Below are 12,242 nucleotides of genomic sequence, written 5' to 3' on the forward strand. Positions count from 1 at the left end.
CTGCTGGCCCACCCCCACCAAGCCCGGCCGGCACGCCCCCGGCCTCGACCTCGTCCGACACGCCGCCCGGCGAACCGCCGAGACCGGCTCGGAGCGTCCGTGGTTCGCCATCGGCGGCGTCAATGCCGACAACCTCGACCAGGTGCTGGAAGCCGGCGCCGACCGGGTGGTGGTGGTCCGCGCCCTCACCGAGGCCGCCGACCCGTACCACGCGGCGGCCGAGCTGAGCAAGCGCCTCCGGGGTCGTTGATCGGCCAATTCACGAACGATCACGGTCCACTTGATGGACGCTGCTGCTCAGAGCCCTACTCGAGGGTTAGCCTGCGTGACATGGCCCTCGGTATCGCATCCACCAGAACGGACCGCGCGCTCACCATCCGTGAGCTGCTCGCCTCCGGCGAGCAGTCGTACTCCTTCGAGTTCATGGCGCCACGGTCGGAGAAGGGCGAGCGCACCCTGTGGAACGCCATCCGGCGGATCGAGGCGGTGCGCCCCACCTTCGTCTCGGTGACCTACGGCGCCGGCGGCTCCTCCCGGGAGGGCACCGTCCGGGCGACCGAGCGCATCGCGACCGACACCACGCTCACCCCCGTCGCCCACCTGACCGCCGTCGACCACTCGCGGGCCGAGCTGCGGAACATCGTCGGCCAGTACGCGGACGCCGGTATCCGCAACATGCTCGCGCTGCGCGGAGACCCGCCGGGCGACCCGATGGGCGAGTGGGTGCCGCACCCCGAGGGCGTGGCGTACGCCGTCGAACTGGTCGAGATGATCAAGGAGGCCGGCGACTTCTGCGTCGGCGTGGCCGCCTACCCCGAGATGCACCCCCGCTCCACCGACTGGGAGAGCGACATCCGGCACTTCGTCGACAAGTGCCGGGCCGGCGCCGACTACGCCATCACCCAGATGTTCTTCTACCCCGAGGACTACCTGAGGCTGCGCGACCGGGTCGCGGCGGCGGGTTGCCAGACCCCGATCATCCCGGAGATCATGCCGGTCACGAACGTGCGGCAGATCGAACGGTTCGCGCGGCTGAGCAACGCCACGTTCCCGCCCGAACTGGCCGAGCGCATCCTGGCGGTCAAGGACGACCCGGCCGCTGTACGCTCGATCGGAATCGAGTACGCCACGGAGCTGGCGAGTCGGCTGATGGACGAGGACATCCCCGGTCTTCACTTCATCACCCTCAACCACTCCACGGCGACGTTGGAGATCTACGAGAACCTGGGGCTGCACGAGAGGCCCTAGTCTCGCCGGGAGGGCTTACATGGGCTGGACGGTCCTCTACATAGCGTTCGGCTGCGTCGCCGTCTGGCTCCTCGGTGAGGTACTGCTCCAGTACAAGGCACGGCTGCGCTGGCGGCTGCTGGCGTTCTTCGGCTTCCTCGGCGTCGTCCTGGGCGTGCTGACGCAGCTGATCGCCGTCATCCTGCTGGGCGCCGTCGCCTTCGGCACCGGCCAGCTGTTCGTGACGCTCTCCTTCCGCAGCGGATTCTCCACCGGCTGGTCGCTGGGCGGGAAACCCGGCACCAGCCGGCGGCGCAAGGCCGAGGGCGGCGACCCCGTCGCCCCGCCGCCCGCCGACGCCGACCCCGTGCTGGAGGTCTCCCAGCTGGAGGAGACCGCCAGTTATCTGCCGCAGCCGATGCCCGACGACACGGGCCAGTACGGCGTCTACGACCGCGCCGAGCCGGAGGACACCCGCACCCCCGCCGAAACGTACGCCACACCGGCCGCGGGCGCCGGCTGGTCCTCCGAAGCTCCTGGCGGCTACGACACCGGGACGTACGACACGGGCTCCCACGGCAGCGGCACGTACGACACCGGCTCGTACGACACCACCGCGTACGACACCGGCTCCTACCCGACGACGGGCTGGCCCGGCCAGGGGCTCCCCGGCGCACCGCCGGACCCGACGTCCCAGGACCAGCACAGCCCCGCGTTCGGTTACGGCACCGCCGACCAGTACCTCGGTCATCCCGGCACCTACGGCGACAACGGCCAGGGCGGCTACGGCGACAACGCGTCCACGCAGTCCTACGGCGGCCAGGACTACCAGACGCAGGGCTACGACCCCCAGTCCTACAACCCGCAGCCCTACGACTCCCAGGGCTACGACACCCAGCCCTACGGCGCTCCCGGCTACGACACGCAGGGGTACGACGCGCACGGCCACCCGAGCCAGGGCTACGACGCCCAGGGCACCCAGGCCTACGGCGACCAGTCCTACACCGGGTACGGCGACCAGTCCTACGCCGGGTACCAGACGCCGGAGCCCGGCTACCAGGAGACACCGCCCGGCGGCGTCTGGGTGCCGCAGCAGCGGGCGACCGAGGAGCCGCCGCAGCCGCCCGCGGACGGGCAGCCCGGCTACTACGACCCGCAGCAGCGCTACTGACGCCCTGCCCGCCGGACAGGCGGCGGCCTCAGCGCGAGCCGCGCCACTCCGCGCCCTCGACCAGCAGCCCGGCGGCCATCGCCCCCGACATACCGGCGTGCGGCAGCCCGCCGCCCGGATGCGCCCAGCCGCCGACCGCGTAACAGCCTTGCGTTCGGCCCAGGTTGGCCGTCGGCAGCGGCCGACCAGCCAGCGCCGGGGGCGGCACCGCGCCGCCCCGGGCACCGGTCTCCGCCTCGTTGTCGGCCGGGGTGCGGGAGACGTGCCACAGCAGCCGGTCCTCGAGATCGGGCACGGCCCGCTCGGCGGCGGACAGCAGCCGCCGCACACCCTCCTCGCCCGGAACCGCACCCGCCGGGACGACCGTCGAGACGACCACCGCCTCGTGCTCGTCGGGCGAGGGCACCAGGCTGGGGTCGTCCGGGCGCAGCACACATACCGGCTCGTCGCCGTGCACCACCGTCCGGTGGACCGTGTCGGCGGGGCGGGGGCCGCGCAGCGCGAGCAGCAGCGTGTGCCGGGCGGCGGCGCCGGCGGGGGAGTGGTCGGCGTCCGGGGCCGAGCCGTTGTCCTGGGGGGCGAGTCGGCCGGTGCCGTCGACGACCGCGTCGGCGTTCACCGTCGTGCCGTCGGTGAACTCCACGCCGACCGCCCGGCCGTCCTCGACGACAACCCGTGCCGCCTCGGCGCCGTAGTGGAACTCCACCCGCCGTTCCAGACAGCGCTCGTGCACGGAGTCGGCCAGTGCCCGCATGCCGCCCACCGGGTACCAGCTGCCGAACGTCTGCTCCAGGTAGACCAGCACCGACGCGGCGGCCGGCGCGGTTCTCGGGTCGAGGCCGTGCAGCCGGACGGCCGAGCACAGCATCCGCTCCAGCCTCGGGTCGCGCAGCTCGTCCCGGGCGATCTCGGCGAGCGTGGGGGTGCGCCGCCGCAGCAGCCCGCGCCGCCGCGCCGGGTAGGGGTCCGGCAGCGGTTGGTGCGGGCCGTCGACGGTGCGCGGCTCCTCCAGCAGCGGACGGCGGGTGGCGTCCCAGGCGGCGCGGGCGCGGGAGACCAGCGCCGTCCAGCGTTCGCCGCTGCCCGCGCCCAGCGCCTCGTCCAGCGCCCGGATGACACCGGCCCGGGATGCGGCGGGCAACGTCAACTCGCTGCCGTCCTCGAAGACATGGCGTACGTCGGGGTCGACCTGGCGCAGCTCGACGCGGTCCTCGAGCGCGGCCTTGCCGGTCTTGACGAACAGGTCCCGCCACACGGCGGGCAGCGGCAGCAGCCCCGGCCCGGTGTCGAAGACGAAGCCGTCCTTCTCGAACCGGCGAAGCGCGCCGCCGTACGTTCCGCCGCGCTCGTACACGGCGACCCGGTGTCCGGCGACGGCCAGCCGCGCCGCCGCCGCGAGCGAACCCATTCCGGCTCCGATGACCACGATCTCTGCCATGGCTGGGACTGTATCCGCCCCGCTGACCAGCACCGGAACCGTCCCCCACACGGCAGCGGCGGGTGTCGCCACCCGGCGGGTGGACCGGCCAGGCTCTAGCCGGCGGGTGGTCCGGCCAGGCCCTGCCGCTTCGCCAGCCGCTTCTCGCGGCGGCGGCGCAGGAAGGCGCGGATGCGGCGCACCAGGAAGAAGGTGATCAGCACGCCGATCAGCAGCAGTACGGCGGCGACGATCGACGCCGCGACCGGATGGAAGATGGCGAAGGTGACCACGCCGGCCACCGTCAGGTCCTCCAGCAGGCTGACCACGATGTTGCTGGCCGGTTCGGGCGAGGTGTTGACGGCCATCCTGGTGCCGGCCTTGACCAGATGGCTGATCAGCGCCGTGGTGCCGCCCACCGCGCCCGCCGCGAGCTGCGACAGCGAACCGTCCTCACCTGCGAGCAGCGCCGCAACCACACCGCCGGCGACGGGACGTACGACGGTGTGCAGCGCGTCCCAGAAGCTGTCGACATACGGGATCTTGTCGGCGACGGCCTCCACCAGGAACAGCGCGCCCGCGACGATCAGCACGTCGGGGCGCTGCAACGCCTCCGGCACGTCGTCGGAGACGCCGGTCGCGCCGAAGAGGCCGAGCAGCAGGACGACGGCGTAGGCGTTGATGCCGCTGGCCCAGCCGCTGGTGAAGATCAGAGGAAGTACGGACACGGCGCCGATCGTATCGGCCCGGACCCCACGGCCTACTGAGCACTCCTACTCAGTAGGGGAGTTGAGTATCCGCACGGATGGGCCGGGCGGCACCCGGGCGGCATGGTGGTGCACGGCGGGAACGGCCCGCGCACCGCCGACACGGGGTGGCGGAGCTGCGGGCCGACCGGCCGCGACCGGGCCGGCGGCGGCGACGCCGGCCCGCCGGGGGAACAGGGGGAACGAGGGGGTGCGGTCGGTGCCGGGGCTACCGGCACCGACCGTCGCCGCCCACCCTCCCCTGGATGAGCAGCGACAGCGCCGCGTGCACCTCGTCCAGCGAGCGCTCGGCCTGGAACGCCTTCCAGTCCAGCGCCGCGACCAGCACCATCCCGGTGAGCGCCGCCGCCGTGAGCTGCACGTCGATCTCGGCGCTGAACTCGCCCTCGTCGACGCCCCTGCGCAGCACCTCCTCCACCACGGCGACCGCCCGTGCCCGGGAGACCATCAGCGTGTCCTGCCAGGCCCGCCCGGTGCGCCACAGCTCGGCCACGTACAGCTGGGTGAAGGCCGGATAGCGGTCGATGAACAGCAGCCCGGCCCGGATCATCGCGTCCAGCTCGTCCACCCGGCCGCCGCCGCGCTCGGCGGCGGTCCGGGAGGCCTCGCGCAGTTCACCGCTGAGCAGGTCGACGCCGTGCTTCAGCAACTCCTCGAACAGCTCCGTCTTGCTCGCGAAGTTGTAGTAGACGGTGCCCTTCGCCACGCCGGCGCGCTCGGCGATCTCCTCCACCGTGGTGGAGGAGAAGCCCTGCTCCGCGATCAGCGTCACCGCCGCCTCGTAGAGCTTCTGCCGGGTGGCCGCCCGGCGGGCGCCGCCCCGGGTGCCAGTGCCGCTGTCTGTTCTCATCTGGCCGGTCTTCTCCTCATACGGTGCCTGACTCCTCCGCGCGTTCCGGTCCGGGCCGTCACAGGGACAGCTCCGGGTGCAGCCGCTTCATCGTCCACACGGCGCTGCGACGCGCGGTGAGCGCCGTGAGGGCGAGAGCACCCACGGTAAAGGCAACAAGCACGCCGCACGCCTGCCACACGGGTGCCAGGTCGCCTCCGGTGATCAGCACCCGCAGAGCGCCCACCACGTGGCTCATCGGCAGGAAGGGGTGGATCGCGTTGAAGAAGCCGGGGCTGGTCTCGACCGGATAGGTACCGCCGGCCGAGGTCAGCTGGAGCATCAGCACGGCGAGCACCAGGATGCGGCCGGCCGGACCGAACTTGGCGTTCAGCCACTGGATGATCGCGGCGAAGCAGACCGTCACCAGCAGCAGGAAGCCCACCGTGCCGACGGCGCGGTCCATCTCCAGACCGAGCCCGTAGTGCAGCACGGCCATCAGCGTCAGCACCTGGGCCACCCCGATGGCGGCCACCGGCAGCAGTCCGGCCAGCGCCGTCCGCCACGCAGGGGCGCCGGCGGCCAGCGCACGGCGGTTCAGCGGCGCCAGCAGCATGTAGCAGACCATCGCGCCGACCCACAGGGAGAGCGGGATGAAGTACGGCGCGAACCCGGTGCCGTAGTTGGCCGCGGCGTTGCTGTTCTCGGTGACCAGCCGGATCGGGTCGGCCATCACCTCGCTGCGCTCCTCGCGCTCCTTGCTGTCGTAGTCGGGGATCTTCTCCGCGCCGTCGCGCAGCCCCTTGGACAGCTCGCCGGAGCCGTCGGCCAGCTTGAACAGGCCGCCGTCCAGCGAACGGGCGCCCCTGGAGATGTCCGCCAGGCCGCTGTCGAGGCGACCGGCACCGCCGGCGGCGGAGGCCAGGCCGCTGTTCAGCTGACGCGCCCCGCTGTTGACGCTCTGCGCGCCCCGGTGCAGGGCATTGGCGTCCCGGACGGCCTTGTCCAGCTCGGATCCGAGGTTCGGCGCCCGCTTCTCGATCTGCCGGGCGGTCCGCTCCAGCTTGGCGAGGTCCCGCTGAAGGGTGTCGAGGTTGCCGCCGTTCTCCCTGACGTGCTTGCTCACCGTCTCGGCCGACTCGGCGGCCTTGCGGCCCTCGTCGACGTTCCGCTTGAACTCCGCGCAGTCCACGCCGTCGGCGGGGGGCGCCGAGCGCGCGGCGCCGTCGTCGGCTCCCGCCGACTCGCCGTCGCCGTCGCCGTCGGTACCGGCGCCGCCGTCGCCCGGGACGGGGGCGGGCGGGCCGCCGGTTCGCTCGCAGACCGCCGAGTAGACCTTCGCCGAGCCGTCGGCCGCCCGGCGGCCGAGTCGGGCCGACTCCTGGGCGTCCCGCGGCAGCGCGGCGACCACCCGCCGGGCGGTGGCGGCGCCGTCGGCGACCTCGCCGGCCACGGTCGCGATGTCCTCGCCGTTCTTCGGCCTGGCCAGCGGCTCCAGCTTCTTGTTGAGCCCGTTCACCTTGTCGACGAGCTGCTTGGTGCCCTCCGTGAGCTTCCCCGTGCCCTCGACGAGACGGACGCTGCCCTGGTGCAGGTCGCCCACGCCCTGCTTGAGGTCGGCGCTGCCCTGCTTGGCCTTCGCCGAACCGTCGGCCAGGTCGCCCGAGCCGTCCTTCGCCTTGCCCAGGCCGTCGTCCAGCTCCTTGGCGCCGTCGGCGGCGTCCGAAGTGGCCTTGTGGAGATTGGAGAAGGAGATGAAGATGCGGTCGTAGAAGCCGCCGGAGGTGCGGGTGGAGGCGGAGGCGCGCACCTCGGAGAACACCGTGCGGGAGATCTGCCCGACGATGTAGTTGTTGGAGTCGTTGGTGCGGACCCGCAGCGCGCCGGTCTCCGGGTCCTCCCCGGAACTGGAGGCGACCTTGGCGCTGAAGTCGTCGGGGATGGTCAGCGACAGGTAGTACGTGCCGTCGGCGACGCCGCGCTTGGCCTCGGCGGCGTCGACCTCCCGCCAGTCGAAGGTGTCGCTGTCCCGCAGGCCCTCCACGATGTCGTCACCGGCGCTGATCCGCCGTTTGTCGCCGTCGTCCTCCTTCACCGTGGTGCCCCGGTCCTCGTTGACCAGGGCGACCGGGATGCGGTCGAGCCGGTCGTAGGGGTTCCAGAACGACCACAGGTACAGAGCCCCGTACAGCAGCGGGATCAGCAGCATCGCGGCCATCGCCGCGCGCGGCAGCTTCCCCCTGCCGAAGCGCTTCAGCTCAAGCGCGGCGAGCCTCGGCGAGCGCATCGTCGGCTTCCCCCTTCGCGGTTGCGGCGTTGTCGTCTGTGTTTGCGTCTGCGTCTGCGTCTGTGTCTGCGTTTGCGTCTGCGCCTGGGCGGGCGTCTGCGTTGTCGTCTGCGTCTGCGTTGTCTTCTGACTCGGCGTCGGTCGCGACTTCGCCGTCGGTTCCGGCGTCGGCCTCGTCCTCGGTCCTGTCCTCGCCTCTCGCGCCCGTGCGGACGACCAGGGCGTCCGGTGGCGCCTGGCTGCACACCGCGAGCACCGTGACGCCGCTTTCGGCGATCGTCCGCAACAGCTCCCAGGCCGACGCACGTTCGGCGTCCGACAGCTTCATGTCGAGGTCGTCGACGGCCAGCAGGCGCGGACCGTCCAGCAGGGCGAGCGCGAGGCCCAGCCGCAGCTCCTCCAGCCGTTCCAGGTCCCGCACGGTCGTGCGCAGCCCCCGGGGAAGCGCCTCGGGGTCGAGACCGACGAGGTCGAGCGCCGTCCGGATGCGGGCCCGCCGCTCGGCGTTCCGCTCCAGCCGCCAACCGCGCAGGTAGCGGCGCAGCAGCGAACGTTCGCGCAGCTGCTCGGCGACGGTGAGCGCCGGGTCGAGGTCGGTGACGCCGGGCACCGGGCCCAGCGCGGAGACCGCGCGGACGGCGGCCATCTTCTTCGGCAGCGGATGCCCCCCGACCCGCGCGGTCCCGGAGGTGACGCGCATGCGGCCGGTGAGGGCCAGCAGCAGACAGGTGCGCCCGGAGCCCGAGGGGCCCTCCACGGCGACGAGCGAACCGGGCGGCGCCTGGACGTCCACGTTCTCGAAGACCGGGCCGCGCGGCCCGGTCATGCCCAGGCGCTCGGCGGTGATTCCCGCCCCTGGCATACACCCTCCCCTTTTTGAACTGACCGGTCAGTTCAAAACCATAGCAGCAGGTCGGAGCCGTTTGTCAGTGGTGGGGTCCACGATGGGTGCGTACGTACGGACAAACGAAGGATGCGAAGGAAGCACCACCGAGAAGGCGCGGAGAACGCGCAGAGGCGCGCAGAACGCGCGGAGAACCGCCGACAAGGAGGCACCAGTCCATGAAGCTGTCCGGGCCCCCGAGCGACATCCATCCCGTACTCCGCCAGGCGTCCGCCCCGCCCGCCGTGCTCGACCTGCTCGCGCAGGCGCGCCGCGGACTGGAGGAGGCGGCCACCCTGGAGACGCCGAACGAGCGCTACGCCACCGCCCATCTCGCCGCCCTGCGCGCGGCCGCCGCGGTGCTCGCGGCGCGCGGGCGGCCCGAGACGTCCGAGCGGGCCCGCCGCCGCATCCGCAGCGCCTGGGACGTACTGCGCGAGATAGCCCCGGAACTGGCCGAGTGGAGCGGGTACTTCGCCGGCGGCGCCGCCCGCCGGGCCCGGGCCGAGGCCGGTCTCAGGGACGCCGTGAGCGACCGCCAGGCGGACGACCTCCTGCGGGACGCCGGGGTCTTCCTCCGCATGGTGGAACGGCTGCTCCTCACGCTGCCCACACTGCCCGCCGCCCGCGCCGAGACGCCGCCCGCCGCTCTGCGCCGCACCTCGTAGCGAGGCGCGGGGCGGCGTGTTCCCGGAGGCTCGCGCGGAGGCAATAGGGTTAGGCCCCGGCAATCCCGATCATCCGCCGAGGAGCACCGCCATGACCCGCCCCCGCGCAGCCCTCCGAACCGCCGTGGTCTGGGAGGTACTGAAGGACGCCCTCGAACGGCGCTCCGCGAGCGCCGGTCGGGAGGCGCTCGACGTGCTCGACGCGGGCGGCGGCTCCGGTCACTTCGCGGTGCCGCTGGCCGCCCTCGGCCACCGCGTGACCGTCGTCGACCCCAGCCCCAACGCGCTCTTCGCGCTGGAGCGGCGTGCCGCGGAGGAGGGCGTCGCCGAGCGGGTGCGCGGTGTCCAGGGCGACGCGCACGGTCTGCTTGAGGTCGCCGAGCGCGGCGGCTACGACGCGGTCCTGTGCCACGGCGTGCTGGAGTACGTCGACGACCCGGCCGAGGGGCTGGCCAACGCCGTCGCCGCGCTGCGCCCCGAGGGCGGCACGCTCAGCGTGCTCGCCGCCGGGCTGGGCGGTGCCGTGCTCGCGCGGGCACTCGCCGGGCACTTCACCGAGGCCCACCGTGCTCTCACCGACCCGGACGGCCGCTGGGGCTCCTCCGACCCGGTGCCGCGCCGCTTCACCCCCGACCAGCTCCGGGAGCTCGTCGGGGAGACGGGCCTGGAGATCGCCGCCGTGCACGGCGTACGGGTCTTCAGCGACCTCGTCCCCGGCGCGCTCGTCGACACCGAACCGCAGGCCGTCGAGGCGCTGGCCCAGCTGGAGGCCGCCGCCGCCGAGCTGCCCGCCTTCCACGCCGTGGCCACCCAGCTCCACCTGCTGGCCCACTCCCGCTGACCCCGCCGCCGGGCTCCCCAGGCGGCCGCCGACGCGCCGGAGCGAGCACGCCTTCGTGCCGGAGTGAGCACGGCCGGACGGACCGGCGCCGGGAGCCGTATGATCGGAGGACGCCGTCGGGCATGACGGACGGGTAGTAAGGGAATGAACTGGCCACTGCTGTGTCCACCGGTACCGACCACCTGGGCGGAATTGGTGGATAGGGGCGGGTTTCACGGGGGCGATTCCCTGCCTATCCTGGAAGGGTCGCAACGGTTCGCCCCCGCGACCGACGAGTAGGAGGACCACGTGCCGCTCTCTGAGCACGAGCAGCGGATGCTCGAGCAGATGGAGCGAGCGCTGTACGCCGAAGATCCCAAGTTCGCGACAGCGCTCGAGGGAAGTGAGCTGCGCGCACCGTCCCGTAAGCGGGTCTATCAGGCGGTGGCGGGCTTCCTGGTGGGCATCGCTCTCCTGATGTCCGGAATGGTCGCGCAGATCATCTGGGTCAGTGTTCTCGGCTTCCTCGTGATGCTCGGATGCACTGTCCTGGCGGTGACCGGATGGCGCAAGGGCCCCAAGACCGCCCAGACCGACGGCTCAGGCCGGTCCGGTGGCGGCGGCTCCGCTCGGCGCCCCAAGCAGCGCAGGTCGATGATGGACCGTATCGAGCAGCGGTGGCAGCGCCGCCGCGACGAACGCCAGTAACACACGGCCGCCAAGCGGCCGTGACACAGCGCTCGAACGGGCGCCCCGGACAGCTCCGGGGCGCCCGTTTCCGTGCCCAGCCGCACGCCGCCCGACGGGCCCCGGCGGCGCCCGTCACTCGTTTGGATCGACGAGGTCCGACCGACTCACCGCGTGAGTGCGGGCTGCCCGGCTCTTCCCGCCGGCCAGCGGGATGGCGGGCCGCTCACCGGAACGTCGGCGGCCGACCGCCGGCCAGCCACGGCCGCCAGGTACCTCCGAGGCGGCCAGGCGGCCGCAGGCGCTGCCCTCTAGGGACCGTCCGGCACAGGCGTGGCTTGGTGGTAGTACATCCGCCATCCGGAGCACTCGTCCGTCTTTCGCCAGATCGAGCTTCTGCGTGCCCGCCTACCGTCGATCGTGGTCTCGTACGTCAGGTGCACAACGCCTGGCGCCAGGACCACGCCGGACATGTTCGCCGGTACGTACTGCGGGCCGTCTTCAGCGGCCCCCGGCATGTCCGGCAGCTCAGCGAGCATCGCCTCACGGACCCACCTACGACCCGAGGCGCCTACCTCCACGAACTCCGGGTCCAGGAGTTCGTCCGCCAGCACCCTTGAGGTCCGCACGGCCGGGCTCATCAACTCCAGCTCTCGAGTGATCGCCTCGGTCACGCTGCTGTCCGTGTCGGGTTTCATCAGACCATCCTGGAGTTGCTGAACTCGGCACACACAACCGAAACAGCCGCTGACTCCGCCCTCGCCGCACCTGACCCGCCTCCCCGCGGGGAGGCGGGTCAGGTGCGGCGGCGGGAGAGGGTCGGGCGGAGGCGGGCGGTTGCGCGGTCGGCGGTGGAGCGGAGACGGCAAGCGGCTGCCGCGCGGCGGTCCTGTGCCGCCCACTTCACCCGTACGCAGGAACGCGGCAGGAGAAGTGCGTGCAGCCGGGTCCGCCGGTCGGCGTGCTCGCGCATCGCGGCGGCCACCAGCCGTACGTCCGCTGCCAGGTCCGGGTCAGGGTTCCCCGCCGGGTCCTGCGCGGTATCCGCCGCGCCCCGCGGCGTGGGCGGCGCGTACAGCGTGCGTTCGACGGCTGTGGCGACGCGGTGGGCCGCCGCGGCGGCCTCGCCGTCGAGCCGGCCGCCGTCGACGAGGCGGCGGGCCGCGCCGCGCGGGCTGGCGGCCTCGTCGGGCGCCACGCCGAGGTCCCATCCGGTGTCCAGGAGCTCCCGCCACGCGGCGAGCGTCGCGGCGCGCGGCCCGGCGGTGCGGGCGCGGGCGCCGAGCCGCCGCGAGCGGACCGCCGTGCGCCACAGCAGCGGCGCCAGCAGGGTGAGCAGCGCCAGGAGTGCCGCGGCCGTCAGCAGTACCGCCGACCAGGGGAAGTCGCCGCCGGCCCCGGCGGCCGCGTCCTGTTCGCGGGCGTCGCACTCGCCGGCGCGGCGGAGCTCGGGCGGGCAGTCGTCGCGCTCGGTGGGGGTGGGCGC

The 12,242-nt window shown here is 73.1% G+C and carries 12 protein-coding genes and 1 pseudogene; 6 read left to right on the forward strand and 7 right to left on the reverse strand.

The features are described 5' to 3' along the window. The 3 genes from FNX44_RS16490 to FNX44_RS16500 form a co-directional block, all read left to right on the forward strand. A partial coding sequence (locus FNX44_RS16490) for a thiamine phosphate synthase (RefSeq protein WP_173019207.1) occupies positions 1–250 on the forward strand: 250 nt, incomplete at its 5' end. A gap of 80 nt (positions 251–330) precedes the next feature. Continuing rightward, positions 331–1,248: a methylenetetrahydrofolate reductase [NAD(P)H] gene (gene metF, locus FNX44_RS16495; protein WP_143649022.1), complete on the forward strand. Its 918-nt coding sequence runs from the start codon at positions 331–333 to the stop codon at positions 1,246–1,248. A 19-nt stretch (positions 1,249–1,267) separates the two neighbouring features. Next, positions 1,268–2,398 (forward strand): chromosomal replication initiator protein DnaA, encoded by a 1,131-nt coding sequence (locus FNX44_RS16500; protein WP_143649023.1) that lies wholly within the window; start codon positions 1,268–1,270, stop codon positions 2,396–2,398. Between the two features lie 28 nt (positions 2,399–2,426). Here FNX44_RS16500 and FNX44_RS16505 read toward each other — a convergent pair whose 3' ends face one another. From FNX44_RS16505 to FNX44_RS16525, 5 genes are all read right to left on the reverse strand, one after another. Next, complete coding sequence (locus tag FNX44_RS16505) at positions 2,427–3,836, reverse strand: phytoene desaturase family protein (RefSeq protein ID WP_143649024.1); 1,410 nt, start codon at positions 3,834–3,836, stop codon at positions 2,427–2,429. A gap of 95 nt (positions 3,837–3,931) precedes the next feature. After that, on the reverse strand, positions 3,932–4,543 hold the full coding sequence (locus FNX44_RS16510; protein WP_143649025.1) for a DUF4126 domain-containing protein: 612 nt from the start codon (positions 4,541–4,543) through the stop codon (positions 3,932–3,934). 247 nt (positions 4,544–4,790) lie between these two features. Then, on the reverse strand, positions 4,791–5,432 hold the full coding sequence (locus FNX44_RS16515) for a TetR/AcrR family transcriptional regulator (protein WP_143649026.1): 642 nt from the start codon (positions 5,430–5,432) through the stop codon (positions 4,791–4,793). Between the two features lie 58 nt (positions 5,433–5,490). Continuing rightward, positions 5,491–7,698: a YhgE/Pip family protein gene (locus tag FNX44_RS16520; RefSeq protein ID WP_143649027.1), complete on the reverse strand. Its 2,208-nt coding sequence runs from the start codon at positions 7,696–7,698 to the stop codon at positions 5,491–5,493. After that, positions 7,670–8,560: an ATP-binding cassette domain-containing protein gene (locus tag FNX44_RS16525; RefSeq protein ID WP_143649028.1), complete on the reverse strand. Its 891-nt coding sequence runs from the start codon at positions 8,558–8,560 to the stop codon at positions 7,670–7,672. Before FNX44_RS16525 ends, FNX44_RS16520 begins: the two co-directional genes overlap by 29 nt. Positions 8,561–8,760: 200 nt before the next feature. Here FNX44_RS16525 and FNX44_RS16530 point away from each other — a divergent pair, with 200 nt between their 5' ends. The 3 genes from FNX44_RS16530 to FNX44_RS16540 all read left to right on the forward strand — a co-directional run bounded on the left by FNX44_RS16530 (position 8,761) and on the right by FNX44_RS16540 (position 10,777). Next, a complete protein-coding gene (locus FNX44_RS16530; protein ID WP_143649029.1) occupies positions 8,761–9,249 on the forward strand; it encodes an SAV_6107 family HEPN domain-containing protein in 489 nt (162 codons plus the stop codon). Positions 9,250–9,340: 91 nt separating this feature from the next. Next, the gene (locus tag FNX44_RS16535; protein ID WP_143649030.1) at positions 9,341–10,090 is read left to right on the forward strand and encodes a methyltransferase; all 750 of its coding nucleotides are present in this window, start codon (positions 9,341–9,343) and stop codon (positions 10,088–10,090) included. 288 nt (positions 10,091–10,378) lie between these two features. After that, complete coding sequence (locus FNX44_RS16540) at positions 10,379–10,777, forward strand: SCO2097 family morphological protein (protein ID WP_143649031.1); 399 nt, start codon at positions 10,379–10,381, stop codon at positions 10,775–10,777. A 290-nt stretch (positions 10,778–11,067) separates the two neighbouring features. Here the strand turns inward: FNX44_RS16540 and FNX44_RS16545 are convergent, their stop codons facing one another. Next, complete coding sequence (locus tag FNX44_RS16545; protein WP_143649032.1) at positions 11,068–11,454, reverse strand: nuclear transport factor 2 family protein; 387 nt, start codon at positions 11,452–11,454, stop codon at positions 11,068–11,070. A 98-nt stretch (positions 11,455–11,552) separates the two neighbouring features. Next, positions 11,553–12,242 (reverse strand): annotated as a pseudogene (locus FNX44_RS28070) (transglutaminase); the annotation flags it as partial.

The sequence above is a fragment of the Streptomyces alkaliterrae genome, from assembly GCF_007097205.2.
In the GTDB taxonomy this organism is placed as follows: Bacteria; Actinomycetota; Actinomycetes; order Streptomycetales; family Streptomycetaceae; genus Streptomyces; species Streptomyces alkaliterrae.